This is a genomic window from Bradyrhizobium frederickii (assembly GCF_004570865.1).
Lineage (GTDB): Bacteria > Pseudomonadota > Alphaproteobacteria > Rhizobiales > Xanthobacteraceae > Bradyrhizobium > Bradyrhizobium frederickii.
Genome location: NZ_SPQS01000036.1, coordinates 13,428 through 39,261, shown reverse-complemented (window position 1 = coordinate 39,261; position 25,834 = coordinate 13,428). Strand labels below are relative to the sequence as shown.

Here is a 25,834-nt window from a genome sequence, read left to right as displayed (position 1 = left end):
TATCAGCCCGGCACTTGTACGGTTCTTGCAGGTTGCTTGCACAGCGACGATGAAAATCGTCTTGCGATGAATGGGCGATAAATGAGGCCAAGTCCTATCTACGTGATCTGCAGGTTTAATGACATCCCGAGCCGCCAGGCCATGGGATTCCGCCTTATGGTCGTCGATGACCACGGCAATCATCGGCCGTGGTCCATCATTGTGGTGCGCTGGGGCAAAAAGGTGCTTGGCTACGTCAATAGATGCCCGCACAACGGCGTCAATTTGGACTGGCAGCGGAACGAATTCCTCGATCCATACGGTATCCGGCTGATGTGCGGCAAGCATGGTTCGACCTTCGAACTCGGCACCGGCCGGTGCGTCGAAGGTCCATGTCAAGGTAGGGTACTCACGCCGATCGCGTTGGCAGTTCTGGACGGTGATATCTGCGTTGTCGGCGTGCATCTTGTCGAAGACGATGCATCGGCCAACAACTGAAGACCGCGCTCAGACCGGCCGGTTCTCGTTGCGGTCTTTCACGGGCTCCATCCACTTTAGCCCCTCGTCGTACGAGATCTCCTCATAGGATAGGTCGAGATCCTTTGCGGCATCGAGGAGGTAATCAAGCTTGCCGGCCGGATCGAGTTTCTTGATGTCGTCCTTGTTGAGCCCGACCAGGTCCATCATCTCCTTCCAAACCGTGGATTCATCGCACGGTAGGACGTGGAAGCTAATATCACCGAACTTGACTCGGTACTTCGCCAGTAAATCAATGTTGTTGCAAAACATGAAGTAGCTGCCAGTTGGGCTTAAGGCGCCGTCAAGGACGGTCACGACGTCAGCAAGATAGGCGAAGGAATGCAGGTAGCCGGCCAGCACCGGAATAGTGCGTTCACCGTCCTGCGCGATCGTCAACACCTGCTCAATCGAGTAGTCTGGCGGCCGTTTCTCGTCCGCGACCTGCGTCTGGAATTTTAGTGCCACGTCGCCGCGAAAGCCGAACCGGCCCGGCTTGGCAGTCCCGCCTTTGAGTACGGCATTGAGCAGGCGGCCCTCCTTCTCAAGTCTGCCGAGTGCGGTGTTCTCGATTGCAGTCATTAAACTCTTCCTCGATCTAAACTGTTCACCGACGCCTTGGCCGGTGCCAGATGCGATGCAAATTGCTTGCCGTCGCATGTGTAGCGGCCTTCGCCGTAGCTTAGAAGAAAACGCGTCAGTGGCTGCTATCGCCTCAAGGAGCCTTGTCGGGAACCCAACACCGGTTTCAACGCCAACAGGCACGATCCAAAAAGGTGAGCATCATCAAGCGTCTGCGCGCTGGCACGTGACTTGCCCCTAACAGCTAGATCCAAGATGATGAGGGAAAGCCGTGATCAACCTGACGCACAGCGCAGTGAACGCAATCAAGAGCGCGATTTCATCGTCGACGCACCCGACCGGCGGTCTGCGCGTCATGATCGAAGCGGGCGGCTGCAATGGATTCAAATACAAGATGGGTCTGGTCGAAGAACCGAATCCTGACGACGCCGTGATCGAATGCGATGGGCTGAAGGTGTTCGTTGATAACAAGAGCCGTGAGCATCTGATCGGGACGACCATCGATTTCGTGATGGCACTGGAGAGTTCTGGCTTTACCTTTCACAACCCGAACACCACCGCGAACTGCTCATGCGGAAAATCGTTCGGCTGATGAACCAAATCGTTCAGCTGATGAGGAGGACATCGAAGCATGCCGGCCGAACCGGAACAACTGAGGCAATCGCCGCCCATTACGACAGACCGAGAGCGTCGCATCCGCGGCGCCATCGAAGCAATCGGACCCAATCTGCAACGCGGTGGAGGTGACTGTCACCTGATCGAGATGGATGGCAGCAGGATCATGGTCAGGCTGTCCGCTACCCGCACGTTCCGTAAGCTTTCGAGCGTTACGCTGAAAGGCATTCAGGCGCGCGGCTTGTTGGTAAAATCGACGAATTGGTCCGCCTGGTCCCCGTCGCGGCTGCAGGCGAGGTAGCGGATTGAGCGAAAATCGAATGCTGATTTACCTCGATAATAATGCAACGACTCGGACCGATCCATCCGTGGTGCAAGCCATGTTGCCGTTCTTCACCGAGCAATTCGGCAATGCCTCGTCCACGCATGCCTTTGGCAGCGAGGTCGCAGTCGCTGTGAGGCAGGCACGGCGTAGCTTGCGTATCCTACTAGGGAATGCATACGATAATGAAATCGTTTTCACCTCGGGAGGGACCGAAGCCAATAATGCCGCAATCCTCTCTGCGCTTGCGATGCAGAAAGATCGCGACGAAATCGTCACCACCTCGGTAGAGCACTCCGCCGTTCTTGCGCTAACCGAGCAATTGGCGACAAGAGGGGTCAAGACGCACATCGTCGCCGTAGATTCCCGGGGCCGGCTCGACATCGAGGCGTTTCGCGGCGCACTCGGGCCACGCACAGCGATTGCCTCGGTTATGTGGGCCAACAACGAGACCGGAACGATGTTTCCGGTGGAGTTTCTGGCCGGGCTGGCCCGCGAGGCCGGCGCGCTGTTTCACACTGATGCGGTCCAGGCCATCGGTAAGGTGTGCGTGAACCTGAAGGACAGTGCGATCGACATGCTGTCGCTATCCGGGCACAAACTGCACGGCCCCAAGGGGATCGGCGCGCTTTATTTGCGCAAAGGGACAAAATTCCGGCCGCTGATCTGCGGCGGATCACAGGAACGAGGGCGCCGAGGCGGGACTGAGAATATTCCCGGCATTGTCGGCCTGGGAAAAGCCGCCGAGCTTGCGGCGGAGCGGCTTGACCCCGAACGCGGTCGCATTGGCGCTTTGCGCGACCGTCTTGAGCAGGGAATCTTGAAGAACGGCGGGTGCGTTGTGCTCGGCGACAGCGGCAATCGGTTGGCGAACACGGCCAATATTGCCTTCGACCATCTCGAAGGCGAAGCCATCGCCCACCATCTCGATCGGGCGGGCATCGCTGTGTCGCTCGGATCAGCCTGCAACTCCGGCTCCATTCAGCCATCGCATGTTCTGCGTGCCATGCAGGTGCCGCAGTGGCGAATGCACGGCGCGGTGCGCTTTTCTCTGTCGCGTGAAACCTCCGTTGCGGAGATCGATGAGGTCGTGTGCGCAGTGTCCGACATCGTGGCTCGCCTGCGCGCCACCTCCCCCATCGCAGTCAGGGAGTAGACCTCGTGAAAATCATGATCCGCCGGTCTCCGGACGCGGGCCTGTCGATCTACGTGCCCAAAAAGGATCTCGAAGAGCCAATCGTTGAATCCGAGTACGAGACGCTATGGGGCGGCTGGATCAAATTAGCTAATGGCTGGGTGCTCGATTTGCCTGAGATGCCGAGCGGCACAGCGTTACCGATCACAATTAACGCTAAAAAACGGGGCGAGAGCGGGGACGATCCGTGAAGGCGCCCCCACAGATCGACTTTGTCGATGGTGCCGATGCAAAGGCGAGGCTAGTTGACATCGCTGCCGGGCTGAGGGCCGCGAGCGTCATTCCCTATCTCGGTCCTGGCCTCGTCGAATTGTGCAGATCCGATATGCCGACCACGCAAGAGGCGTTGGCCAGCTTCTTCGCGAGCAAGGTTACGCCGCCGCGCCGGGCTAGGGGCAATGCGTGGGCCTCGGCGCAGCATATCGAGATCAGCAAACACCGGTCAGCCGTGACGACATTGATGACGCAGGCCTTCGCTCGCCCAGTCGAGCCGACGCGGTTGCACCATCATCTTGCGTCCCTGTCCCTGCCCGTCATAGTCGACGCGTGGTATGATGCCGCCATGCGCGCGGCGCTGGGTGAGCGCGATGGATGGGGCGAAGTGCAGGGTATCACCCGCATCGGCAATGGTGAGAATCGATGGTATCGCTTTTACGATTCACTTGGCCAGGGAGGTCGACAGTGCCGTGGCCGGCAGCTGGGCGACGGTGTTGTACAAGCCGCATGGTAGCGTGCAGCCGGCCAACAACTCCCTTATCTCCGACGCTGACTATGTCGAGGCGTTGACCGAAATCGACATTCCGACACCAATTCCGGACATCATCAAGAAAAGGCGAACCGGCCAGACCTTTCTCTTCATCGGCTGCCGCTTCAACGACCAGCTCTTGCGTAGCTATGCCCGGCAGATCATAAAGCGCTCGGCCGACACCCACTATGCGATCGTGGATCCGGACGCGCTCTCTCGCAACGAGCTTCGCTTTCTACTCGAGCAAGGCCTTACACCGCTTGTGATTGGGGTCCCTTGCGCGGTTGAGATACTGATCACCCATTAGCGTCCTTGTGAAGCCCGAATCCCCCAGCTCGTATCGGGCTATTTGCGATAGCCGTAACGCGAGAAGACCCGGTCAGATGGAGCCGGGTTCCGGCGAGCTCGGCGCGAGAATGAATGCGCAAGCCATGGAGCGCTGCGTGAGAATGACGACGTATCTGTCGCACTGACAACAAGCGTATCATTGTATGTTCTTGCATGAGCCGGCGCACATCGGTTCCGCTAACTCGTTGGCGTCTGGCAGCAATTTCATCGTCCCCGTCATGGCATGCGAGTTGCTAAGAGCTTCTTGAGGCTCGCTCACGGATGATCCTGGGAAGCCGATGATGCCTGCAGGGAAAATGAAAATGAACGCGGTCGTCGGACGCGGAAAATATGTCAAAGCGGCAGTGGATGGCGGCAAGATGAAGCCCGCCGCCGAGTATAAGGGCTGCCGCGCTTCGGCCAACACCGGTCAGGCGAGCTGCGGCTCGCAGGCGGGGCAAGGCGATCTGCCGATCGAAATCTGGGAAAAGGTTAAGAACCATCCCTGCTACAGCGAAGAAGCGCATCATCATTACGCCCGCATGCATGTCGCGGTCGCGCCTGCCTGCAACATCCAGTGCAATTACTGCAACCGAAAATACGACTGCGCCAATGAATCGCGTCCGGGTGTGGTGAGCGAGAAGCTCACGCCCGAGCAGGCGGTAAGAAAAGTGCTCGCCGTCGCGACCACTATTCCGCAGATGACGGTCCTTGGCATCGCTGGTCCCGGCGACCCTCTGGCCAATCCAGCAAAGACGTTCAAGACCTTCGAGCTGGTCGCCAAGGCGGCTCCGGATATCAAGCTGTGTTTGTCAACCAACGGACTGGCTCTGCCGGACCATATTGATACCATCGCCAGGTCCAAAATTGACCACGTCACCATCACCATCAACATGGTCGATCCCGAAATCGGCGCGATGATCTATCCGTGGATCTTCTTTAACCACAAGCGCTACACCGGCATCGACGCGGCAAGGATACTCACCGATCGCCAGCTGCAAGGCCTCGAGATGCTTGGCGAACGGGGCATCCTGTGCAAAGTCAACTCGGTGATGATCCCAAACATCAACGACCGCCACTTGGTCGAGGTCAACAAGGCGGTGAAGTCGCGCGGTGCCTTCCTTCACAATATCATGCCACTGATCTCCGCGCCCGAGCACGGCACGGTATTTGGCCTCAACGGTCAGCGCGGACCGACCGCGTGGGAATTAAAGGCGCTGCAAGATGCTTGTGAAGGGGAGACAAAAATGATGCGGCATTGCCGCCAGTGCCGCGCCGATGCGGTCGGTCTACTCGGGGAGGATCGCAGCGCAGAGTTCACCACCGATCAGGTCATGAAAATGGACGTCCAATATGACTTAGAGATGCGCAAGGCATATCAGAGCAGGGTAGAGCGTGAGCGTGCCGCCAGAGTCGCGGCCGGCCAAAAGGAGTTTGCCGAATGTGCCGGAGAGATGAGCGCGATCACTCTTCTAGTGGCCGTGGCGACCAAGGGCTCGGGGTTGATCAACGAGCACTTTGGGCATGCAAAGGAATTCCAGGTTTACGAACTTTCTACATCCGCCGCCAAATTCGTCGGCCACCGCCGCGTGGACGTTTACTGCCAGGGCGGTTATGGCGAGGAGGACAGGCTTTCCGCCATCATGGGTGGCATCCATGACTGCCATGCGGTCTTCGTGTCCAAGATCGGCGGCTGCCCGAAAAGCAAACTGATCAAGGCGGGGATCGAGCCGGTCGATCAATTCGCCCATGAGTTCATTGAGAAGTCGGCGATCGCCTGGTTCAAATCCTATCTGGACAAGGTGAAACGCGGGGAGATCCAGCACGTGCAGCGCGGCGACGCCGCGATCCGGCAAGGATCTCGGATCTCTGCAGCGTAAAGGGGGAATATGTGCCATTCAAAATTGTCGCCTCGCAGTGTACGAGCTGCTCAGCCTGCGAACCCTTATGCCCGAACGATGCCATCTCAGAAAGGGGGGGGAGCTTCGTCATTGAAGCGGTGAAATGCACTGAATGTGTTGGCCATTTCGACGAGCCGCAATGTGTCGCCGCCTGTCCGGTCGACAACACCTGTGTGGTTGACACATCCTTGCCTCGTTACCAGGCGCCAGCTTAAAGCGTGAGGCCCATGAGGTGGCGTGCCAAGAGCTGGTTCAAAAAGCGTCATTAGCTACGTGCTGCGGGTTGGCGGCGGCGCAGGCGCCGATCTTCGGTCCTCCATCGCGGACGAGAACTGCGCTGGATTGCCGTGCGTTCGTGCTGTAACTGGTCGGCAGCACGGCCCTGGCGGGCTTTCATTCCGCGCGGTGGTGCAAAGCCGGTTCGCGATGCCGAGAGTGGCCTTCTCGGCAGCGCTGCTATCGTCGATGTGACTGACGATGCCGCGCAAGGATGAAGTGAATGCAGAATCTCGCCTGAGGGGGCCGAGGCGGCTCCCCGCACCTCTAAAGGAACGATGCATGAGAGGCGATACATGAACAGCCTCGTTCGCGACAGCGACGTCGTCGAGCTCAATCAGCCGCCTGTCTACAGCTTTGGCCAAAAGGTGCGAGCCAATCGCACCATCCGCAATGATGGCACCTATCGCGGCAAGGAGATTGGCGACGTTTTAGTCAAGAAGGGAGAGGTGGGTTACGTCGTATCGATCGGCACGTTCCTGCAGCAATTCTACATCTACGGCGTCGAGTATCCGGAAAGCGGCTACCGTGTTGGCATGAAGCGCAAGGAACTGGAGCCGGTGGACGCCTACGAGGAGATCGATGATCTGCCATTGCCGGAGGAGTCGTGACGCAGCCCGGCTTTCCGAAATATCGACGTGGCCAGCGGATCAAGACCGCAGTCGACCTCATCAACGACCACTCATTTCCCGATACGGAGCCCGAAGGAGTCTTGCTCGCCGCCGGAGCGACCGGTGAGATCATCAACGTCGCGATCCATACCGAAGCGAACGTGCCGATCTACATTGTCGATTTTGGTGAGCAGCTGCTCATCGGCTGTCTTGAAGAAGAAATCACAGTGCTTTGAATGGAGGCTTTCGCCATGAATGCTGCGCTGATGAGAAAGATAAAGGCCGGGCTGGTGCCTCACCCGAACGAACTCGATCGCAAACGGATCGAGCGCGGCTTGAGCTCACGCAGGCGCTATCTCTACGTCTCGCCGAACGTGACGCCGGTGAGGGGCGGCTACCTCATCGAGAGCCCATGTTGCTCGCGCAACATCACCAAGGATGGCGCTCTCATCGATGTCGCGCTGGTTCTTTATGATGCCGTGTGCGGGATCTGGAAGCTGTTTCGCAAGAACCACGCGCGCGGAATCTGGGAATTTTACAGCCTTTACCATCGGTTGACTTCTGCAATCGACGAATTGAATGCGGATCCGGAGCGTCTGTTTTGGCAATGATGCCCCGCCTTTCACGAGCCACAGAGGAGCCACGATGGCGCTCACCGCGGAGGAATTGATCGAAATCGAGCGGCTGCTTGCAGCCGATGGCGCCGAGATGGGTTCGTTTGTCGAGCTGCAGCGCCGCTTTCCGCAACTTGCTTGGGTGCGCTGTGATGCGTCGGATGTGGCGGACCAGCCGTTCCGGCAGTTTCCGCGTTTCGACCTTCATCTGATCGATGGATCGGATCACTGCGTGCAGATTACAGCCGATCCGACGCGGGCGACCGGCATCGTCTTGGCCAAAAGGAATGTTGGGCGGTGAGCACTGAACTGGTAGAGTATCGGCTTGATGGCGCGTACACTCTGGAGGAGAATGCATCATTCATTCCACTGTCCGATCCCGATATCACCTTTGCCGAGCTCTCTGCCGTGGAAACGCTGCTGTGTTCGCCGCAGATCTCCAACGGGCAGATTACTGAGGCGTTTGAGCACGCTTTCGCCGCCTATCTTGGTCGCAAATATGCTGTTGCGGTCTCGAGTGGTACCATAGGGCTCCTCCTTGCGCTGAGGGCGCTCGGCATTGGTCCCGGGCACGAGGTTATCGCCTCGCCCTACTCCTTTCGTGAGACCGCGCATGCCATCAGTCTCGCAGGCGCACGAGCGGTATTTGCAGATATCGACTATTGGTCGGGAGCATTAGTCCCAGCGAAGGCCGAAGAGCGCATCACGGCCAATACGCGGGCGATTGTCGCCGGCAATCCCAACGGTCATCCAGCGCCATGGTCGGAGCTGCGCGCGGTCGCCCAGCGCCATCAGCTGCTGCTTTTGGAGGATTCCACCGAGGCGATCGGATCGAGCTACAAGGGTGAGCTTGTCGGCCGGTTTGGCGACATCGCGGTGTTCGACTTTGCTCAGCCGCTGGCCCTAACCTGTGGTGAAGGCGCAATGGTTGTGACCGATGATATCGACATCGCGCTCGGCTTGCGTCGCCATCGCGCCCATCGCCTGGACGAGCGCTCTTCCGTTGTTGTCGGTAGCACGGCGCCTTATCAGGCCGGCATGAGCGATCTCACGGCTACCTTGGGCCTAGCGCAGCTCAAGCGTCTCGACGAAATCCTGGAGCGGCGTCGGTTCGTCGAGCAGCTTTATAACGCGCATATGCAATCATTTGAGGGCATCAAGCCGCCTTATGTTGGCCCCGATGTGGTCGAGGTAAACTGGTTGCTTTATCTCGTTCATCTGGGGACGCGCTTCACGCGATCGGGGCGCGACGCCATTATCGATGATCTGCGCGGCGCGCAGGTTGAATCCACCGCCTATAGCCAACCGCTGCACTTGCAACAACACTACTTCGACTTCGGCTATCGGCGTGGCGATTTCCTGGTTGCGGAAAAAATCGCAGATCGCGCTCTTGCGCTTCCGTTCCACACCCATCTCACGAACAAGCAGATCGAGTTTATCGTGGAGACCATGAAAGATGCGTCGATAAACGTGGGAGCGGGTGCCGCGATTTACTAAGATGATCGTCATCCACGACACGGAAGAATGTGGGTTGAATGGCGGTGAGCGTGGTATTTCTCATCGCGAGAGATGAGCAACGGACCGAGGATACGTCCTTTGTGGCAGCGTTGTCGGATAGCATGGCGGGAGCGCGCCGGATGCCGCTGGAGGTATGCACTTGTCTTAGAGCAGCAAGAGAAATGCTCCAAGCGAGCGCGAAGAAGCCCTTCTCGATATCAGAGAAGCGGCGCGTCCAAGGCGTGGCGTGAGAGCCTACGCGCCAAGGTGCCCAAAACTAAGCACATCACAGTCGAGATTCTCGGTGTCCGTTCAGGATCTTTAGAGTTATCAAAACAGGTGATCGGTATGAACTCGCAACAAGTCATCATCCACGTCCGCTTCGCTCCGAACGGAAGGGTGATCCAAATCAGCGAGCGTCCGGCGAAGCTCACGCCGAACCAGTGGTTTGACGTCCTCAACGCCCGTGCCAGCTCGGCTTATCGGGCGCTCGCTCGTGGCCGTGGGAGTTTTCAGCTGAGCCGGACTGCGATCGAAGCCTTCAAGCAGGAAACGGCGAGGCCGGGATGAGCGAACCTGTAATCGGCAACCTGATGAGCGGTCACGTCGAGGTTTTTGTCGTCTGTCCGGCCGATGCCATCGAGCGGAGTGGGGCCATGAGCTTTAGCCTGTCGCGGATTGACGATAGGGGCGAGAGCCGGCCGTTTCCGATTATTGTGGTGCGCACCTTCGGCAATGACTATTTTGGTTACGTGAATCGTTGTCCGCATCAGAGCGTCTGGCTGAATATCGGCTCTGGTACGTTTTTCTCGGCGGACCGCTCCTTTCTTAGATGCGGCCGGCACGGTGCAAGATTCGAGATCGACACTGGGATGTGCATCGACGGCCCCTGCGACGGACAATCGCTTGAGCCGGTAGCGCTCGCCGTGATCGAAGGTGACGTCTGCCTGTGCGGCGTCAAGCTGCTCGAGGACGATCGGTTTGGTGACCCCTTCGGGGACAGCGACGAAACCATGGATGTCACGATCCATCCGGACTAACGGGCCTATCGCTTTATTGTGCTCAAGCTGCCTTAGGGCGCTTTGCCCTCGAATGAGGGCCATTGTACGCGTGAGCGTTGGTAGATGCGTGTCACAGCTTGTGATGATACAAACGGGCACCTCGTCGGATTGCGGCCTTGCACTCCGCGACCTGCGCAGCACCACAAGCTGCTCTTGCGCTGGCTCGTCAAATCGAGCCGGCAGCGGGACATGCCTCCTACCGCCGTGGATATGTTTGAGGGGAAATGCCCCCGGCGGCTGGAAGTTCGCCGAGGGCATCGTCTGGGCGTGGAGAATGGCGGGACCCAGACTGACAGGATCGTTTGGGGATGAGGAATGACGATCCTGTGTCAGAAGGCCGGCCGGTGCAGCTGGCGTTATTGCCGGCGCTGCAACTGCCATGCCAAACCTCGGCTTGTGCGACGCTCTTAGCGAATGGCGCCACCATCGTCAGTAAGGGCCGGTTAGAGCAAATGCATTCATGGGAACGTGCTCGTTGTTCCGCATTTCCGGCTGCAAGCGTGCGTCTTGACGCGTATCGTGTGAAGCGTGATCCCCATCTGGGACCGCTGTGTTGCGTTTTAGCGTTGCTGCCGACGGGATGCGACCGGCTTGGTCTGCAGCCTCAAAGGTGGCTCGGCGTTCATCCCTGCCTCGTTGGGCTCTCGCGACAGGCGCTATCTGTTGAGCAAACGATGGATGGGCAGCGGCGGAGCGCAGCGTCCAGATTCAGGGCGAAAAAGATGCTGTAGGCTCGCGCCGGTCAATGCGGCCAGGCGATCACCCATGGTAGAACACGGCGCTCGATCCGCCGCACGATCTTCGAGCTCCTCGCTAGGCGGCCCGAGGGTCATGAAGATCGCTGCTCATTCCAAGATACGATAGCGCAAGAGCTGGGCCAAATAACCGAGCGTCTCGGTTGTTCTGCGTACGAACTGCAGAAGGTTGAACGGGAGGTCAAAGGCTATGCGAGGTTTGTCGTGTCCAAAACAGAGGCGAACGACATTGTCGTAACCTTCGCAACAATTGTGAGTCGCGCAAAGCAAGGGATCGTTGCGGAAGCGAACGTTACGCATCTGGTGTGCAACTTGCTTTGGAGAAGTTGGATGTGAGCAAGCGGGAGCAGAAAGATCGTGATGAGGGCAGAAGAGGTTGGAGTTGATCAAGGAGGCTGCTCTGGACGCGAAGATATCTATCGCTGATCGTCGGCGACGACCATCACTATGGCGCCCGCTCATTTTACCTGCTTTGGCGAGCGCGTGTGGGAATCATTAGCATTAATTGGTCGATGCGGCGTTTAATGATGTACTCGCATCTTGTCTCTTCTCAGATGAAGCCCATTGATCACAGGATAGGCGCATGAACTCAGAAACCGAATTCGAGCTTCCTCAACTTTATAGACATCATGTCTTTGCCTGCAACACGCAGCGTCCGCCAACTCATCCGCACGGCAGCTGTGGCGCCTCTGGCGCACAGGCCCTATGGGATCGAATGGCCAAGGCGATCGAAGCGCAAGGCCTCAACGATATTGGCTTCACGATGGCAGGCTGCCTTGGCTTTTGTAACTCTGGTCCCTTGATGGTCGTCTATCCCGATGGAGTGTGGTATCGCGCGTCCACGCCTGAGGATGTCGACGAAATCGTAAACTCCCACCTCGCGCAAGGCAAACGTGTCGACCGCCTTGTGATGGTGTTAAAGCGAACCTAGAGGGCTCGATTAGCGGCCCCTTGCCAAGGCTAGCAAGCATCGACGGCTTGTGCGGCGATGAGCTGGCCGCTCGGAGGTCAGATCGTCTGAGATAGAGCGTAGCCATCACGCCCCGGATTTGAGAACAGAAAGTCATTGACGTTTTCGCGGCGTGCCGCCTTTCTTCTCCGGCCCAATCGGCAAATGGCGGCCTTTGCAACGCGCGTGCTGGGTCGATCTGTTTGTGTACCGTCACCGCTTGCCACGCGACCCGGAGTTCACAGCGAGAGCAGTGCTGGGCTCCCCGCGTCTCGCGAGATGACGCGTACTTGACGCGTCATCTCGCTCTGTTTGCACTGCGGTGAGGTTAGGGACGCGCTCGATGAGCTCGCCGCGTCCGGTTTGATCAAACGGATCCCCTTTCTGATCCTGTTCTAGCGTCAGAACTTGTAAGTAACGCCGCCGCTGACGAGCCATGGGTCGATGTTGGCGCGACCGGTGACGGCAATCGCATTGTTTACGGTGGCGGAGTACTCCGGCCGCAGCCATAGCTTCTTCACGTCAAAGTTGAGGCCCCAGTGCCGATCAAGCATGTAATCGAAGCCGAATTGGACCGCTGCGCCGAATTGGTTGCTGATGCGCAAATCCGTAACGGCAAGACCAGCGAGCGACGTATTGGCTGCCGATTGGTTGAAGAATGCGGTGTAGTTGATGCCCGCGCCGATATAGGGCTTGAGCGCGCCGAAATCGGTGAAGTGATATTGCAGGGTCAGTGTTGGCGGCAACAGCCAGGCTTTGCCGATATCGAGGCCAGTGAGCGCGCCATTGCCGCTGATGTGATGGCTAGTTACGCCGAGAATGAGTTCGGCGGCAACGTTTCTCGTGAAGAAATAGGTGATGTCGAGCTCGGGTATGACTTGATCGCTGATCGAAAGCCCAGAACTTGGCGAGGACAGCGAGGGCACCCCGGCGACGCTGACTGAGCTGCCTTCGGTGTCCGGCAAAACGCCAAGTACGCGCAGGCGGATCATCCATGGATTGAAGGGTTCGATCGGGGGCGCTTGATAGTAGATCGGCGCCCGGCCCAGATCTGCAGCCTGTACCGGGAGGCTGACCAACGAGGTTGCTAGCGCGAGGAGTGACGCCCTCGTCAGAACTGTCCTTGTTCTCATCGAATTCTCCATTCCAAAGTCCGCGCGAAGAGCCGCGCGATATCTCTGTCACACACCGGGAAGGACGGAGGATTTGATGCCGATCAAAATGGAAGCGGGCAGAGCGCAATTATGCCGCTAAGTTGCATAAGGATCACTGCCGCGCAGGGTGGAGATCTGTTCTGATCCTTATTCAATTCAACAGAGGCGGGTCTGTTCAAGAAGCCGCATCTCGGATTGTTGCTCTGATCCAATCCAGGCCGCGGACATCATGCGCGACAAAGGCGGCACCTGCCACCGCCTCTCACAAGAGCGAGAAGCGTCGCGATCGAGCGCAATATAGACGATGCCCCTTACGGGCAGCCACTCGCGCGGGCCGCCTCAGCGAAGGTCCCGTCGCTTATTGCCCGTGAAGGAAGCCGGAAGTGGGAAACGTCATCCTTACTTGTTTGATCGACTGGGGGCCGCTCCTTCGTTTCCTCAGGCCTGCGCACAACGCCTGGGGTTTGCTTTGTGCAAACACCCCTCGAGATCATCTTGCGTCTTGCGGCCAAGCAGCGACAGCACGGGCTCATGATCGAGCCCGGCACATCGTGCCCCGTCTACGTCGATCAGCGGTCGTCGTATCAGGAGCGGATCGCCCACCATCAATGCGAGTGCGCTTGCCGCGTCGATAGTATCGGGATTGATTTCGCCTGACTTGATACGTGCCGCAGCTCGGTTGAACCAGGAGCCGACGGGCATATTGCCGAAGAAGCTACGTAATTCCTCCGCATCCCATGGCTCCTTCAAGATGTCTTGGGCGATCACGTCGTGGCCGGCGGACTTCAGCGCTTGAATCTGACGCGCGTTAGTGGCGCAGCCGGGTTTCTGATAGAAGATGATTGTCGCCACGATATACCTCTGTAGGCGCGCTGAGCTGAACGATTGGCACGGCGCGGCTGCTTCGGGAGCCTCTTCAATTTCTTGCCGATCATCTCCAAAGTCAGCGCACCAAGCGCCGTACCATGTATGCAACCTCGCCGCTGGTGCGCCAGATTGCGGGCCAACCGGCATATTCACTGTCGTCGAATCGGAGCAAGTTCCGTTCCACACGTGAGGGCATCGGAACTGATGGCGCAAATCGGCTTTTCGCGTTGATCGTTGTGGTCGTTGTTAGTTTTCTGACAGCCGCGCACATCCTGTTAGATCCAAAACAGCCAGGGCCTTACTCACCGGCTAGTTGGTTTTCAGAAACGTAATCAGAAGCCTAAGGAGCGCGGTCAAGCGTTGGCACGGCGGTTGCAAATAAGCGGCAGCAACACTGACTGAGGGCTGAGTGCACGCCGACGCGTAAGACGAGCGATGCGCTCCTTCCCTTGAACCCGTGTGCCCCCGTTTCTGAGAGAGAAACAAGCTCGCGCGCAAGAAGCGCAACTTTTGGCAAATCGGTTGATGGAGAACAACATGTCTTCACTGAGACAAATCGCGTTCTACGGGAAGGGCGGCATCGGCAAGTCGACCACTTCGCAGAACACGCTGGCGGCGCTGGCCGAGATGGGTCAAAAAATCCTGATTGTAGGGTGCGACCCGAAAGCGGACTCGACCCGCCTGATTCTGCACGCTAAGGCGCAAGACACGATTTTGAGCCTTGCAGCGAGCGCCGGCAGCGTGGAGGACCTCGAGCTCGAGGACGTAATGAAGGTCGGCTACAAGGACATTCGCTGCGTGGAGTCCGGTGGTCCTGAGCCGGGTGTCGGCTGCGCCGGCCGCGGCGTCATTACCTCGATCAATTTCCTGGAGGAGAACGGCGCCTACGAAAACATTGACTATGTCTCATACGACGTGCTCGGCGACGTCGTTTGCGGTGGTTTTGCGATGCCGATCCGCGAGAACAAGGCGCAGGAAATCTATATCGTGATGTCCGGTGAAATGATGGCGATGTATGCCGCGAACAACATTTCCAAGGGAATCCTGAAATACGCAAACTCTGGCGGCGTGCGGCTGGGCGGTCTGATCTGCAATGAGCGGCAGACGGACAAGGAGTTGGAACTGGCGGAAGCGTTGGCCAAGAAGCTAGGCACTCAGCTGATCTACTTCGTGCCGCGCGACAACGTGGTGCAGCACGCCGAGTTACGCCGCATGACGGTGCTCGAATATGCACCCGATTCCAAGCAGGCCGATCACTATCGCAATCTTGCGACCAAGGTTCACCAAAATGGCGGCAAAGGCATCATCCCGACTCCAATCTCCATGGACGAGCTCGAGGACATGCTGATGGAGCATGGCATTATGAAGCCCGTGGACGAATCCATCATCGGCAAGACCGCCGCCGAACTCGCGGCCTCGTAAAGGCCGCGAGTCGCGGCCTAGCGAAGGTGCGCGACGAATGCCGGTCTCCCTCACCGACGCATCCCGGGAGGCCGGCATTCTGACGATCGATCTTGACCAAAACCAGGATGCGGCAGGGAAAACCTGACTGCTGTGGAACCCTCAAAATATGTTCGAAGCGCAATACCTTCCGTTCATGGCTGCTTGTGCCGTTGATGCCAACAGCCAGATACACAGGGGAATTGCAACCTACCGTCTGCTCACCGGTGTGCCTCCTGCAGATGCCGATATTGCCATTGACAGCAATTTCGATCGCCATGTCCTGGCGTCTATCTTGGCGGCTGCCACAATGGATGGTGGCTCCCTTCCCGAGAAGACCGGCTTGTCCGGCCTTGAACTGGCGGCCTTGCTGGAGCAGTACTTTCCCTCGCTTGAGATCAAGCTGGCGGGGCAGCTCTCGGTTTTTAAGTGCGAAGGGGACGAAGAGATCGCAATGCTGCGCGATCTCTTGCTCAAGCAACGCTCGACGGAACGGGATATCGGTCACTGGCTGGCTGCGATGATAGCGCGGCGCGCCATTGAGCCAGGCCATCTTTGGGAAGCTCTCGGCTTGCGCAATCGCGGCGAACTCTCCCGGCTGCTGAGCCGCCATTTCGCGCCGCTCGCCTCGCGCAATGTCAACAATATGCGCTGGAAGCGCTTCTTCTACCGCATGCTTTGTGAGAATGAAGGCCTCGCGATGTGCACGACACCCGTGTGCAACCAATGTGACGACTTCAACATCTGCTTCGGCGAAGAAAGCGGTGAGAGCCGGATGGCCGAGCGGCGGCGCGATTTTCTGTTGCAGGCGGCTCGGCCGGTCGTTGCCGGCGGCTGGCCATCTGAACCGCCACAAGGGTCCGCGATCGCATCATCATCGGGGAAAGCCTCGCAGGATTCGGTAAGCCGCGCGGAAGGTCGAGGGCGCGGCTGATGCCGTTTCGAGCGAGTGACCATGTGTCCAAGGCGGCGGCGGGCTCAAGTGCTCCGCAACAATTCTCACATCCTGGCGGGCCGCAACTGCATTAAAGTTCGAACACGGCGGGGCAGTAGGCAAGGCGTCCGCTTCATAGGCCTGTCGCATTTACGACAATCCATTTGCTGGAGCTTAGGTAGGTCAAACAATGAGGAGCTCTCGCGTGATTGCCGCTAGCACCGCCGCAAAATCGTCTTGGTCCGACCAGGTGCGCGCCAAGCCCACCGTGCTCAACGACACGACATTACGCGACGGCGAGCAGGCACCTGGCGTTGCGTTCACCACAGAGGAAAAGCTAGCGATCGCGCAGGCGCTGGCGCGGGCCGGAGTCACGGAGATCGAGGCCGGAACGCCGGCGATAGGCAACGAGGAGATCGCCGCCATTCGCGCCATTGTCGAAGCAGATCTTCCGCTGACCACCATAGGCTGGTGCCGGATGCGAGAATCGGATGTCGACGCGGCGATCGAAGCAAAGGTGTCCATGATCAATATGTCGATCCCGACCTCCGATGTCCAGATCGCAGCCAAGCTAGGTGGTCATCGCGACCTGGCGCTGGAACGGGTGAAGCGATTGGTAGGCTATGCCTGTGCGCGCGGACTTGAGGTCGCCGTCGGTGGTGAGGACGCCTCCCGCGCCGACATCGATTTTCTCATCAGACTGATGGCAACTGCAAAAGCCGCGGGCGCGCGTCGCTTTCGTATTGCAGATACGCTCAGTGTGCTCGATCCCGACGCAACCTACGTGCTGGTCAGGAATTTGCGTGCGACCACCGATCTCGAACTCGAATTTCACGGTCACGATGATCTCGGACTCGCAACCGCCAACACGCTCTCCGCTATCAAGGCCGGCGTGAGCCACGCCTCAGTGACCGTCATCGGGTTGGGCGAGCGGGCCGGAAATGCCCCGCTCGAGGAAATCGCGGTTGCACTCAAGCAGCTCTACGGGCGCGAGACTGGCATCATACTCCCGGAGCTCGGGAACGTCGCCGCGGTGGTAGCAGGCGCGGCCGCACGTGCGATTCCTGTGAACAAGGCCATCGTCGGAGAGCATGTATTTACGCACGAATCCGGCATTCATGTCGATGGCCTTTTAAAGGATCAACGCACCTATCAATCGCTTGATCCCGTTTTGTTTGGCCGCTGCAACCGCTTTGTGATCGGCAAGCATTCCGGACTTGGGGCGATCACCGCGTTACTCGATGAACTGCAGCTCGTCGCCAGCGCCGATGAAGCCAGACAGATTCTGTCGCAAGTCCGCAAATATGCCATTGAGCACAAGCGGCCGGTCGAGCGCGAAACCGTGGCGGCGATCTGGCGCGACGTGTGCGGATGCCTGGCAACCCACCCCGCGTGAAAAGCCGTGTCCAGCAGCGTTTGCGTAAACAGACGCGCCGCAAGGATGGCGTCCGATATTGCTGATGGGTCCGAACGGCGTCCAGCTTTCGCACGTAAGATCCCCTGGCGCGATCTCACCTCCAGATCTTACTTCCCGTTCCGCCATACATGCTGTGATCTCCTACCCAATGGCGAGCCGCCCCGCACTGCCAATCGGCGTCTTCTCGCGCTGAGTTCCGGTCCGGCGACCGTCCTGACTAGCGTCAGCCTCGATCGTGGTCTGGCCATTGATCCCGCCAGCAGTCAACAGGCGCCACCCCATCTCATTTACCGTCCAGAGCTAATCCGAAGGAGAATTTTCCATGATCAACTCATCCCCGGCAGCCGGTATCCTCGATCGGCTCAGCAAGGCCTCATCGGCGGAGGATTTTTTTTCGCTACTTGGCGTCGATTACGATCCTAAAATCGTGAATGTCGCGCGCCTTCACATCTTAAAGCGCATGGGACAATACTTTGCAAAAGAGCAATTTGCAGGTGCCGCAGAGCCGGAAATCAGAGCTCGGTGCAAGGCGATGCTGGAGCGGGCCTATGCCGATTTCGTGGCATCGTCACCAATCGACCAGCGAGTGTTCAAGGTTTTGAAGGAGGCGGCCGCAGATCCTAAGAAGGCGGCGGCCTTTGTCCCATTGAGCGAGCTGAAGTGATCTAGCGTTCCACTGCAAGGTGTGCCCGACGGGGCACCGTGGCAACCCGATGTGCGGCCTTCGTCTTTATTCGGGTCAACTCTCTGCAGCTATCACCCGAGCGGCGGCTGTCGTATTCCCGACCCATGTCTGGACTGGTCGTGTCCACGGTACCAGCGGATATTTCAAGTGTCTGCCAAACCATTACTTTCGACTGACTTTCACTGTTTTTTTGCAACTGGTACGACACTTGCTGTTGTCCTGCCGATCCGATCATCGATGCCGACAGATGGTAGTCGTCCGAGATGAGATTGAAGGAAGACTTATGATGCTGCTTTTAGTGCCTGCCAAGCCCTGCGCCATCATCTCGTGGCCTACGATCGCGCCAGGTCCGTTCGAAACGGCCTTTGACACGATCAAGGCTCCGTATGGACGGTGAGATGGTGGTCAATGGATAAGTCGCCCGTTCGCGCTACACCTGGAGAGGGTATGCCCAGCGTCGTCCGGATCAAGTCGGCCCCGGATTCCGCTCAGATTTGTATCCATCTCATGGCGGATAGCAACATGCGTCAGGAAGAGGGCCAACGTCGGCCCATACGGGCTGTCGGCGCTGGAGGCTCGGCATGGATCGCGTGACAGGTGCGTTGCCAGGATCGCGCTCGTCGTCACAGTCAATGTGGACCTGGTGGGCCGAAAGTGAGGCGCAGGTATTGCGCAGCGAACGGACTCGCCAACTCAGGCATGGAAGCGACCGGTCACAACCACCGCGGCGCCCTGGCCGCTGCGGTGGCGCTCGTCGAACCTGGCGCGCAAGCGTCCAGTGTGGAAGACCGCTCCAAATCCGGCCGGACCGGTACGTCTATCGCGACGACGCCTCTTGTTGTGCGGTCGGTCGGACCAAGCAGACGGGGCAGAGCAGCCGGCCCCTCGCTGACCAAAAGTGATCTTCAGTTATCGAAGCTAAAAAGCAAACCTGTGGCGCGGGCGCGCCTATCTTTGAGGGGAATTTAGAGTATGAACAATGTCACCAGAACGGCCATGCCGGCGGCGGCCGGTCGCGCAGGGGCCAAAAAAGAACTGCCGGAGCACTTTAAGGCCTACAAGCACGTCTGGGTCTTCGTTGAGCTGGAGCGCGGCCGGGTGCATCCGGTCTCCTGGGAGCTCATGGGGGCGGGCCGCAGGCTCGCCGACAGGCTAAAGGTGAATCTTGCTGCTGTCGTTATCGGTCCGGAGGGGCAGCACACACGTAACGCCGCGCTTGACGCATTTTGCTATGGCGCCGATATGGCCTATCTCGTGAGCGACAATGTTTTGTCGGATTACCGCAACGAATCCTACACCAAAGCGCTAACCGAACTCGTCAACACCTACAAGCCCGAGATCCTACTGCTGGGGGCGACGACGCTCGGTCGCGATCTCGCAGGTTCTGTGGCGACGACGCTGTCGACGGGGCTCACAGCCGACTGCACCGCGCTGGACGTCGACGCCGATGGTTCGCTGGCGGCGACGCGTCCGACCTTTGGCGGCTCGCTGCTCTGCACGATCTATACCTTGAATTATCGTCCGCAGATGGCAACCGTCCGCCCGCGGGTCATGCCGATGCCTGAGCGCGTCGTACGCGATGCCGCTCGTATCATCGTCCATCCGCTCGGTCTTGTGGAAGATGACATTGTCACAAAGGTATTGTCGTTCCTACCAGACCGCGATGCAGAAACCTCCAATCTGGCCTATGCCGATGTCGTGGTTGCGGGCGGCCTGGGACTGGGATCGCCTGAGAACTTTCGGTTGGTGCGCGAGCTCGCAACTCTGCTTGGCGCTGAATATGGCTGCTCGCGTCCTCTCGTGCAAAAAGGGTGGGTTACGTCTGACCGGCAAATCGGCCAGACGGGCAAAACCATCCGGCCGAAGCTCTATATTGCCGCCGGCATTTCCGGCGCGATCCAGCACCGGGTTGGCGTGGAGGGTGCGGATCTGATCGTCGCCGTCAATACTGACAAGAACGCTCCGATCTTTGACTTCGCCCATCTCGCGATCGTCAGTGACGCCATTCAATTGCTACCGGCGCTGACGGCCGCATTTCGCGCTCGGCTTTTGCCGAATTCGCGCGCCCGGATCGCTGTCTAGAAGGAGATGATAATGATTGAAGAGAGATTCGATGCGATCGTGGTCGGAGCCGGTATGGCCGGCAATGCGGCGGCATTGACCATGGCCAAACGCGGCATGAAGGTGCTGCAGCTCGAGCGCGGCGAATATCCCGGATCGAAGAATGTGCAGGGCGCCATCCTCTATGCCGACATGATGGAAAAGCTGGTCCCCGAGTTTCGAGAGGAGGCGCCGCTCGAACGTCACCTGATTGAGCAGCGGTTCTGGATGATGGACGATCGCTCCCATGTTGGCATGCATTACCGTTCAGACGACTTCAACGAGGAACGGCCGAACCGGTACACGATTATACGCGCCCAGTTTGACAAATGGTTCTCTTCCAAGGTGCGGGAGGCTGGCGCGACCTTGCTGTGCGAGACGACCGTCACCGAGCTCGTACGGGACGAGCGTGAAAGGATCGTCGGTGTTCGTACAGATCGTCGAGACGGCGAAATACATGCCGATGTCGTCGTGCTGGCCGAGGGGGTCAATGGCCTGCTCGGGACGCGCGCGGGCCTACGCGCGCGGCCGAGACCCGATAACGTTGCGCTCGCGGTGAAAGAGATGCACTTCTTGCCCCGCGAGACTATCGAGGCGCGCTTCAATCTCAGGGGCGATGAAGGCGTCGTGATCGAGGCGGTCGGTACCATTTCCCGCGGCATGACCGGAATGGGTTTCATCTATGCCAACAAAGAGTGCATTTCGCTCGGCATCGGTTGTCTCGTCGCCGACTTCCAGCGCACGAGCCAGACGCCCTACGGCCTGCTCGATCAATTCAAGAGTCATCCTTCCGTGGCGCCCCTGATAGCAGGGTCCGAAGTCAAGGAGTATTCGGCCCATCTCATTCCTGAAGGCGGGTACAAGTCGATCCCGCAGCTTTATGGGGAAGGCTGGGTCGTAGTGGGCGATGCGGCCCAACTCAACAATGCCATTCATCGCGAGGGTTCCAATCTCGCGATGACTTCCGGCCGCATCGCCGCCGAAGCGATAGGTCTCGTGAAATCGCGCGGCGAGCCGATGAGTGCAGCAAATCTGTCTATCTACAAGAAGATGCTAGACGATTCCTTCGTCATCAAAGATCTAAAGAAGTACAAGGATTTGCCGCCCCTAATGCATACCCAGTCACAAAACTTCTTTCTCACCTATCCGCAGCTCATCTCCAAGGCGATGCAAAACTTCGTGCGCGTCGATGGTACGCCCAAGGCTGAGAAGGAGAAGGCGACCCTGAAATCCTTTGTCAAGGCGCGGTCATGGGCAGGTCTGTTCGGTGATGCTTGTCGTTTTGCTCGGGCCTGGCGCTGACCGCGACAGTTGTGAAGCCCAACAATGGAAGGTCAAAGCATGAATGTCGAATCCCCAGTCCGCGTCGAAGACAAGCTGTATCATAATCGCTATCTTGTCGACATCGGTCACCCTCACGTCAAGGTCCGTGCGCACACGACGCCATCGCCGCAGCTCCTTGCACTTTTGAAAGCCTGCCCCGCGCGATGCTACGAGCTAAACGACAACGGCCAGGTCGAGATAACAGTTGACGGCTGCATCGAGTGCGGTACCTGCCGCGTGATCGCCGAGCCCACCGGCGACATCGAATGGAGCCATCCGCGCGGTGGATATGGAGTGCAGTTTAAGTTTGGCTGATAGTGGAACAGGGCCGTGGTGCGACCGAGTTAGGCGATAGGGCTTCTCCGCATCATTGGCGCATTCCGCGTCACTTGCGCGGCGCCTGGACTTCGAGCAAGACACTCTTCGGGGGGGCGCTGCACAAGCCATAGTGTGCAGATGTGCCGCTCGTTCGGGAGCCGCGAAGGACTGGTTGTGACCTCACTGAGTGGCGCCACAACGCGGTCGATCGGATGGTAGAGGAAGGATCAGCGCCTCGCCTGAGAGGGGGCGGGCCCAGCGGCCTCGATTGCGATTGCCACTGACTGCATGATCGCGGCAAAGCGCACGGCGGTCTGGATCGCTTCGGAATTGACGCCCGCGGCTCTCAGTGTCTTCTCATGGGCATCGATGCAGGCACCGCAGCCGTTTATGGCGGAGACCGCAAGCGACCACAGCTCGAAATCGGACTTCTCCACGCCGGGATTGCCGATCACGTTCATACGCAGCCGTGGCGGCATCGTCTTGTATTCCGGGTTGGCGACAAGGTGAGCGAAGCGGTAATAAACGTTGTTCATTGCCATGAGGCTGGCTGCGGCTTTCGCTGCGGCAATCGCCACAGATGTCATCACAGCGGACGCAGCCGATTCCATTACGGCAATCAGGGCTGCATTGCGAGTGGCAATCGCGCTCGCCAGCAGCAGCCCGTATTTTCGTTGTGGCGAAAGCGTCTCATCGGCCACCAAGGAGGTCAAGTTAAGCCTGACATCCTTCGCGAAATCGGGAATCTGGTCGGTTAGTTGTTCGATCGACGACATGCTGCCTCAAGCAACCTTCAAGGTTTCTCCGCCGATTTCGCGGTTGCAGGGACAGAGCTCGTCGGTTTGCAGCGCGTCCAGAACGCGGAGCGTGTCCTTAGGACTGCGCCCGACACTGAGATTGGTCGCATAGACGTGCTGGATCGTATTTTGCGGGTCAACAATAAAGGTGTAACGATAGGCAACCCCTTCTGGTGAACGCACGCCAAGACCGTCGACGAGCGTTCCCTTTGTGTCGGCAAACTGCCAGATTGGAAGTTTGTGCAGGTCGAGATGTGAGCGCCGCCAAGCGAGCTTGCAGAACTCATTGTCAGTCGAACCACCCAGTACAACCGCATCGCGATCGGCGAATTCCTTGGAAAGCCGGGCAAACTCAGCGATCTCTGTCGGGCAGACGAAGGTAAAATCCTTCGGATAGAAGAAGATGATCTTCCACTTTCCTGGAAAGCTCGCTTCGGTCAGCGTCTCGAATGCACTCTGTCCTCCTTCTTCCTGCGCTTGAAAACCGGGCTTCACGCCTGTGATTTCGAACCGCGGCAACTGACTTCCAATTCCGAGCATGCTGTCCTCACAAAGTCGCTTTCTGTAGAAGGTGGCTTCACTGTTGAAGCAAGCTATGTGCCATCCGTTCTCAGGAGTGGAGTCCAGCGGCTTTGATACAGACATGCCCGGGCGCTTGGAGGGCCGATCTGAGAAAAATCTGTAGCCAAGCGCTTTCTTGCCAAGGTTCATGAAAGCAGTCGTGCTTTGCGCGACCGCCTGAGATGTTCGCGCTGCAAGCGTCTGGTCAAAGACCGTTCTGCGTCCCTTAAAGCAAACCGCCTCATCTCGCCATCAATGTGATGAACGACTGTCGGCCTGCCGAGATCTAATGGAAATACGGAACCTGACGAAGCGCGAGGTTCGTAGCATCTGGCGCAAACAAGAGCGGCTGTATCGCCGGCGACAACAGATTGCGCCAGTAAGGCCAGATGCTCGCGGCTGCCAAACAAGGTGCGAGTAATCAGAGGCTACGGCGCTTCGCGCATTGAGGCGCTTCAAGCGGCGCGAGATCACCAGGCTCGATGGTTTGCCGGACTCTAAAAGGTTTGAAAGCCAACCAGGCTCGCCTTTGGCGGCGATTTGGGGCTTGAACTCTACGTAGCGTCAGGTTGTACAGTCTGGATGATACATGCGGCGATCACTCTGAAGCTCCATAATCAGAAGGAGAGACCTGAATGTCTCAAGATCTTAGGTGCGTTAGCCGCCTATAAAGATGAATTCATGAAGATGGCCAGCGCCAACAGCAGGAACTATGTGGGGGGAGCATTGGAAACACTTCAGAATTTCCGGGCTGGAAATGCCATTCTGGCCCCAGCTTTTGTGAATACGCGAGAGCAACCGATGCATCCCCAGGACGAGCGGATGATCCGCCAGTTCATGGAAAACGTCAAAGACTACAGAATTACTCCCGATGGTATCAGAAGCCGCGGGACGGGAAAGGTCCCGGCTGCTACGATCAAGTCCAATGTGCAGGCACTCAACACGTTTGCTCGTTGGCTCCGAGAATAAAGGACCATTGGCTCTTCGGGCGTTCAATGAACCAAGCTCGCTTGCCGCGGACATCGACGAGTACGTTGAAGCTGGCGGCGATGATCGCGACCGCCTCAGCGCGGCACTGTCTCATCTGCGCAGGATCGGGGCTGACGGGCTCCAAGCTGTCGGCGCCGGGGCCGACTGATGGGACGCGAAACATTGTCGGCTCATCCGGAGGACATCTCCACGATCGATGACTTTTTGACCGACGCTTTGTCCAAGCTTGGATCTGACGCGACCAAGAAGGAGAAAGCCGCCGTTTCGACGATGGTTTCCCGACTACGCTCTTTTAGTGATTGGCTTCAAAGGGAGGGCAGGCCGAGCATCATGGACCGAATCGGCGGCAACACTGCGCAGAAATCGTCATTGACCGCAGATTATACGGCGTTCAGTAAAGCCACAAAGCGGACGGCTCCACTCGATCCGTTTAGAGAATACCTAGGTCTCGAGCCCCAACAAGGATTTCGCCCTTACGACGACGACGCCCGCCTCATCGAGGGCCTCGCCAACGAAGAGCTGAGCAAGCTTGACCCGAGTTCCCAGCACAGGAGAAAAACCATTCAAGGTACGGCCTCGGCGCAACGCAAGTTCAGTGGCTGGCTCCGCACAGAGGGTAGGGAGAGCATCGCGAGCCGAATCCACGGCAACAATAAGCAGCAACGCTCGCTGGATGCAGACTACCGGGCTTACGGCGAAGCCAAAGGGAAATCTGGCGTGACTCTCAAGAAGCTCAGGCAGTATGTGCAAGTACTCGAGGCAAACAGAGCGCTGGGTGTACCCGCTCCTCAGCAAAGAGCAGGCTCGGACTCAACCTCCATCCCGACCTGGATGCGAGATTTGCCGACGCCGCGTCCGAAAGTGAGTGGCCGCCGATAGTAGGCGCGTTTGGTCAGGTCGGCTTGCAGGAGCCGGCTGGGTCGAGCTCGACTTGGTCCCCACAACTGCCGACCTATTTCGACTTTCCAACGCCGAAGGGGGAGCCAGCTCGGTCCTCAGACATCTATCGGGGTCTCGGTTCTTTGGTTGACCTGCCGTCCACACCGCAGGAGGTGCGTGACGATGCCCAGTCAGGGCCGGTGCAGAGCCATGCCGGCAGACCTCCGTTCTTCATCGGGCCATCAGCGTACCTCAAGAGCTGGAGGATATCGGATATCTCGTCGGCGAGGATTGGCAGCATGGCTCACAGCCGGTGCCGGATTTCCTGCTCGATGTACTTGACAATAAAATGCTGTTGCCAAGTTCGCGAATGGCTCCCCAGCCGGTCTCCATCAACGGGGCGACCTACTCCATCACGTTGGGT

The 25,834-nt window shown here is 58.4% G+C and carries 29 protein-coding genes and 1 pseudogene; 25 read left to right on the top strand and 5 right to left on the bottom strand.

The features are described 5' to 3' along the window. Nucleotides 1-81: 81 nt before the first annotated feature. On the top strand, nt 82-477 hold the full coding sequence (locus tag E4K64_RS35770; protein WP_126261651.1) for a Rieske (2Fe-2S) protein: 396 nt from the start codon (nt 82-84) through the stop codon (nt 475-477). A 9-nt stretch (nt 478-486) separates the two neighbouring features. Here the strand turns inward: E4K64_RS35770 and E4K64_RS35765 are convergent, their stop codons facing one another. Then, nucleotides 487-1,077 carry a hypothetical protein gene (locus E4K64_RS35765; protein ID WP_126261652.1) on the bottom strand — a complete coding sequence of 197 codons (591 nt, stop codon included), beginning with the start codon at nt 1,075-1,077 and terminating at the stop codon, nt 487-489. Nucleotides 1,078-1,348: 271 nt separating this feature from the next. Between E4K64_RS35765 and E4K64_RS35760 the strand changes: the two genes are divergently transcribed. The 15 genes and pseudogenes from E4K64_RS35760 (at nt 1,349) to E4K64_RS35690 (ending at nt 11,927) form a co-directional block, all read left to right on the top strand. Next, the gene (locus E4K64_RS35760; protein WP_126261653.1) at nt 1,349-1,669 is read left to right on the top strand and encodes an iron-sulfur cluster assembly accessory protein; all 321 of its coding nucleotides are present in this window, start codon (nt 1,349-1,351) and stop codon (nt 1,667-1,669) included. A gap of 39 nt (nt 1,670-1,708) precedes the next feature. Beyond that, nucleotides 1,709-1,993, top strand: a complete 285-nt coding sequence (locus tag E4K64_RS35755) for a NifU family protein (RefSeq protein ID WP_235884898.1) — start codon at nt 1,709-1,711, stop codon at nt 1,991-1,993. Between the two features lie 4 nt (nt 1,994-1,997). Beyond that, the gene (nifS, locus tag E4K64_RS35750; protein ID WP_126261654.1) at nt 1,998-3,170 is read left to right on the top strand and encodes a cysteine desulfurase NifS; all 1,173 of its coding nucleotides are present in this window, start codon (nt 1,998-2,000) and stop codon (nt 3,168-3,170) included. 5 nt (nt 3,171-3,175) lie between these two features. Further along, nucleotides 3,176-3,400, top strand: a complete 225-nt coding sequence (nifT, locus tag E4K64_RS35745) for a putative nitrogen fixation protein NifT (RefSeq protein ID WP_126261655.1) — start codon at nt 3,176-3,178, stop codon at nt 3,398-3,400. Continuing rightward, nucleotides 3,397-4,261, top strand: a pseudogene (locus tag E4K64_RS35740) (SIR2 family NAD-dependent protein deacylase). The gene nifT and the pseudogene E4K64_RS35740 overlap by 4 nt, the downstream one beginning before the upstream one ends. 400 nt (nt 4,262-4,661) lie before the next feature. Then, a complete protein-coding gene (nifB, locus tag E4K64_RS35735) occupies nt 4,662-6,161 on the top strand; it encodes a nitrogenase cofactor biosynthesis protein NifB (RefSeq protein WP_126261679.1) in 1,500 nt (499 codons plus the stop codon). A gap of 11 nt (nt 6,162-6,172) precedes the next feature. Further along, nucleotides 6,173-6,397 (top strand): 4Fe-4S binding protein, encoded by a 225-nt coding sequence (locus E4K64_RS35730; RefSeq protein ID WP_126261656.1) that lies wholly within the window; start codon nt 6,173-6,175, stop codon nt 6,395-6,397. 357 nt (nt 6,398-6,754) lie between these two features. Continuing rightward, on the top strand, nt 6,755-7,069 hold the full coding sequence (locus E4K64_RS35725) for a nitrogen fixation protein NifZ (protein ID WP_126261657.1): 315 nt from the start codon (nt 6,755-6,757) through the stop codon (nt 7,067-7,069). Further along, complete coding sequence (locus tag E4K64_RS35720; RefSeq protein ID WP_126261658.1) at nt 7,066-7,305, top strand: nitrogen fixation protein NifZ; 240 nt, start codon at nt 7,066-7,068, stop codon at nt 7,303-7,305. Before E4K64_RS35725 ends, E4K64_RS35720 begins: the two co-directional genes overlap by 4 nt. A gap of 15 nt (nt 7,306-7,320) precedes the next feature. Further along, entirely contained in the window at nt 7,321-7,680 is a 360-nt protein-coding gene (locus E4K64_RS35715; RefSeq protein ID WP_126261659.1) for a DUF3024 domain-containing protein, read from the top strand. 34 nt (nt 7,681-7,714) lie between these two features. After that, on the top strand, nt 7,715-7,984 hold the full coding sequence (locus E4K64_RS35710; protein WP_126261660.1) for a DUF6129 family protein: 270 nt from the start codon (nt 7,715-7,717) through the stop codon (nt 7,982-7,984). Nucleotides 7,985-8,025: 41 nt separating this feature from the next. Further along, the gene (locus E4K64_RS35705) at nt 8,026-9,180 is read left to right on the top strand and encodes a DegT/DnrJ/EryC1/StrS family aminotransferase (RefSeq protein WP_126261680.1); all 1,155 of its coding nucleotides are present in this window, start codon (nt 8,026-8,028) and stop codon (nt 9,178-9,180) included. 267 nt (nt 9,181-9,447) lie between these two features. Continuing rightward, entirely contained in the window at nt 9,448-9,750 is a 303-nt protein-coding gene (locus tag E4K64_RS35700) for a hypothetical protein (protein ID WP_430642558.1), read from the top strand. Then, a complete protein-coding gene (locus E4K64_RS35695; RefSeq protein ID WP_126261661.1) occupies nt 9,747-10,220 on the top strand; it encodes a Rieske (2Fe-2S) protein in 474 nt (157 codons plus the stop codon). The genes E4K64_RS35700 and E4K64_RS35695 overlap by 4 nt, the downstream gene beginning before the upstream one ends. A gap of 1,359 nt (nt 10,221-11,579) precedes the next feature. Then, nucleotides 11,580-11,927, top strand: a complete 348-nt coding sequence (locus E4K64_RS35690) for a (2Fe-2S) ferredoxin domain-containing protein (protein WP_126261662.1) — start codon at nt 11,580-11,582, stop codon at nt 11,925-11,927. Nucleotides 11,928-12,346: 419 nt separating this feature from the next. Here the strand turns inward: E4K64_RS35690 and E4K64_RS35685 are convergent, their stop codons facing one another. Then, on the bottom strand, nt 12,347-13,090 hold the full coding sequence (locus tag E4K64_RS35685; protein WP_164719082.1) for an OmpW/AlkL family protein: 744 nt from the start codon (nt 13,088-13,090) through the stop codon (nt 12,347-12,349). A gap of 447 nt (nt 13,091-13,537) precedes the next feature. Continuing rightward, nucleotides 13,538-13,951, bottom strand: a complete 414-nt coding sequence (locus tag E4K64_RS35680; RefSeq protein WP_126261663.1) for an ArsC/Spx/MgsR family protein — start codon at nt 13,949-13,951, stop codon at nt 13,538-13,540. Nucleotides 13,952-14,503: 552 nt separating this feature from the next. On the opposite strand from E4K64_RS35680, the gene nifH reads away from it, so the two are divergent. The 7 genes from nifH to E4K64_RS35645 all read left to right on the top strand — a co-directional run bounded on the left by nifH (nt 14,504) and on the right by E4K64_RS35645 (nt 22,180). After that, nucleotides 14,504-15,388: a nitrogenase iron protein gene (gene nifH / locus E4K64_RS35675; protein ID WP_126261664.1), complete on the top strand. Its 885-nt coding sequence runs from the start codon at nt 14,504-14,506 to the stop codon at nt 15,386-15,388. Between the two features lie 148 nt (nt 15,389-15,536). Continuing rightward, the gene (locus E4K64_RS35670; RefSeq protein ID WP_126261665.1) at nt 15,537-16,340 is read left to right on the top strand and encodes a nitrogen fixation protein NifQ; all 804 of its coding nucleotides are present in this window, start codon (nt 15,537-15,539) and stop codon (nt 16,338-16,340) included. Between the two features lie 205 nt (nt 16,341-16,545). Continuing rightward, nucleotides 16,546-17,736, top strand: a complete 1,191-nt coding sequence (gene nifV / locus E4K64_RS35665) for a homocitrate synthase (RefSeq protein ID WP_430642557.1) — start codon at nt 16,546-16,548, stop codon at nt 17,734-17,736. 343 nt (nt 17,737-18,079) lie between these two features. After that, nucleotides 18,080-18,421 (top strand): nitrogenase stabilizing/protective protein NifW, encoded by a 342-nt coding sequence (gene nifW, locus E4K64_RS35660; RefSeq protein WP_126261666.1) that lies wholly within the window; start codon nt 18,080-18,082, stop codon nt 18,419-18,421. A 993-nt stretch (nt 18,422-19,414) separates the two neighbouring features. Next, nucleotides 19,415-20,524: an electron transfer flavoprotein subunit alpha/FixB family protein gene (locus tag E4K64_RS35655; RefSeq protein WP_126261667.1), complete on the top strand. Its 1,110-nt coding sequence runs from the start codon at nt 19,415-19,417 to the stop codon at nt 20,522-20,524. Nucleotides 20,525-20,536: 12 nt separating this feature from the next. Then, on the top strand, nt 20,537-21,844 hold the full coding sequence (locus E4K64_RS35650) for an FAD-dependent oxidoreductase (RefSeq protein ID WP_126261668.1): 1,308 nt from the start codon (nt 20,537-20,539) through the stop codon (nt 21,842-21,844). A gap of 39 nt (nt 21,845-21,883) precedes the next feature. Continuing rightward, complete coding sequence (locus tag E4K64_RS35645; RefSeq protein WP_126261669.1) at nt 21,884-22,180, top strand: ferredoxin family protein; 297 nt, start codon at nt 21,884-21,886, stop codon at nt 22,178-22,180. 230 nt (nt 22,181-22,410) lie between these two features. Here E4K64_RS35645 and ahpD read toward each other — a convergent pair whose 3' ends face one another. Together ahpD and E4K64_RS35635 are read right to left on the bottom strand one after the other, a co-directional pair. Continuing rightward, complete coding sequence (ahpD, locus tag E4K64_RS35640; protein WP_126261670.1) at nt 22,411-22,959, bottom strand: alkylhydroperoxidase, AhpD family; 549 nt, start codon at nt 22,957-22,959, stop codon at nt 22,411-22,413. Nucleotides 22,960-22,965: 6 nt separating this feature from the next. Beyond that, complete coding sequence (locus tag E4K64_RS35635) at nt 22,966-23,520, bottom strand: peroxiredoxin (protein ID WP_126261684.1); 555 nt, start codon at nt 23,518-23,520, stop codon at nt 22,966-22,968. A gap of 702 nt (nt 23,521-24,222) precedes the next feature. Here E4K64_RS35635 and E4K64_RS41380 point away from each other — a divergent pair. Both E4K64_RS41380 and E4K64_RS41375 read left to right on the top strand, forming a co-directional pair. Beyond that, nucleotides 24,223-24,510: a hypothetical protein gene (locus E4K64_RS41380; protein WP_235884897.1), complete on the top strand. Its 288-nt coding sequence runs from the start codon at nt 24,223-24,225 to the stop codon at nt 24,508-24,510. Between the two features lie 168 nt (nt 24,511-24,678). Then, nucleotides 24,679-25,410 (top strand): hypothetical protein, encoded by a 732-nt coding sequence (locus tag E4K64_RS41375; protein ID WP_235884896.1) that lies wholly within the window; start codon nt 24,679-24,681, stop codon nt 25,408-25,410. Nucleotides 25,411-25,834: the final 424 nt, after the last annotated feature.

What these genes read in the sequence shown, in the direction of transcription:
- E4K64_RS35725 (WP_126261657.1), top strand. Translation starts at nt 6,755, where the DNA reads ATGAACAGCCTCGTTCGCGACAGCGACGTCGTCGAGCTCAATCAGCCG.
- ahpD (WP_126261670.1), bottom strand. Translation starts at nt 22,959, where the DNA reads ATGTCGTCGATCGAACAACTAACCGACCAGATTCCCGATTTCGCGAAG.
- E4K64_RS35655 (WP_126261667.1), top strand. Translation starts at nt 19,415, where the DNA reads ATGAACAATGTCACCAGAACGGCCATGCCGGCGGCGGCCGGTCGCGCA.
- E4K64_RS35765 (WP_126261652.1), bottom strand. Translation starts at nt 1,077, where the DNA reads ATGACTGCAATCGAGAACACCGCACTCGGCAGACTTGAGAAGGAGGGC.
- E4K64_RS41375 (WP_235884896.1), top strand. Translation starts at nt 24,679, where the DNA reads ATGGGACGCGAAACATTGTCGGCTCATCCGGAGGACATCTCCACGATC.
- E4K64_RS35635 (WP_126261684.1), bottom strand. Translation starts at nt 23,520, where the DNA reads ATGCTCGGAATTGGAAGTCAGTTGCCGCGGTTCGAAATCACAGGCGTG.
- E4K64_RS35670 (WP_126261665.1), top strand. Translation starts at nt 15,537, where the DNA reads ATGTTCGAAGCGCAATACCTTCCGTTCATGGCTGCTTGTGCCGTTGAT.
- E4K64_RS35695 (WP_126261661.1), top strand. Translation starts at nt 9,747, where the DNA reads ATGAGCGAACCTGTAATCGGCAACCTGATGAGCGGTCACGTCGAGGTT.
- E4K64_RS35650 (WP_126261668.1), top strand. Translation starts at nt 20,537, where the DNA reads ATGATTGAAGAGAGATTCGATGCGATCGTGGTCGGAGCCGGTATGGCC.
- E4K64_RS35685 (WP_164719082.1), bottom strand. Translation starts at nt 13,090, where the DNA reads ATGGAGAATTCGATGAGAACAAGGACAGTTCTGACGAGGGCGTCACTC.
- E4K64_RS35770 (WP_126261651.1), top strand. Translation starts at nt 82, where the DNA reads ATGAGGCCAAGTCCTATCTACGTGATCTGCAGGTTTAATGACATCCCG.
- E4K64_RS35645 (WP_126261669.1), top strand. Translation starts at nt 21,884, where the DNA reads ATGAATGTCGAATCCCCAGTCCGCGTCGAAGACAAGCTGTATCATAAT.
- E4K64_RS35690 (WP_126261662.1), top strand. Translation starts at nt 11,580, where the DNA reads ATGAACTCAGAAACCGAATTCGAGCTTCCTCAACTTTATAGACATCAT.
- nifW (WP_126261666.1), top strand. Translation starts at nt 18,080, where the DNA reads ATGATCAACTCATCCCCGGCAGCCGGTATCCTCGATCGGCTCAGCAAG.
- nifB (WP_126261679.1), top strand. Translation starts at nt 4,662, where the DNA reads ATGAAGCCCGCCGCCGAGTATAAGGGCTGCCGCGCTTCGGCCAACACC.
- nifH (WP_126261664.1), top strand. Translation starts at nt 14,504, where the DNA reads ATGTCTTCACTGAGACAAATCGCGTTCTACGGGAAGGGCGGCATCGGC.
- E4K64_RS35710 (WP_126261660.1), top strand. Translation starts at nt 7,715, where the DNA reads ATGGCGCTCACCGCGGAGGAATTGATCGAAATCGAGCGGCTGCTTGCA.
- E4K64_RS35715 (WP_126261659.1), top strand. Translation starts at nt 7,321, where the DNA reads ATGAATGCTGCGCTGATGAGAAAGATAAAGGCCGGGCTGGTGCCTCAC.
- E4K64_RS41380 (WP_235884897.1), top strand. Translation starts at nt 24,223, where the DNA reads ATGAAGATGGCCAGCGCCAACAGCAGGAACTATGTGGGGGGAGCATTG.
- E4K64_RS35755 (WP_235884898.1), top strand. Translation starts at nt 1,709, where the DNA reads ATGCCGGCCGAACCGGAACAACTGAGGCAATCGCCGCCCATTACGACA.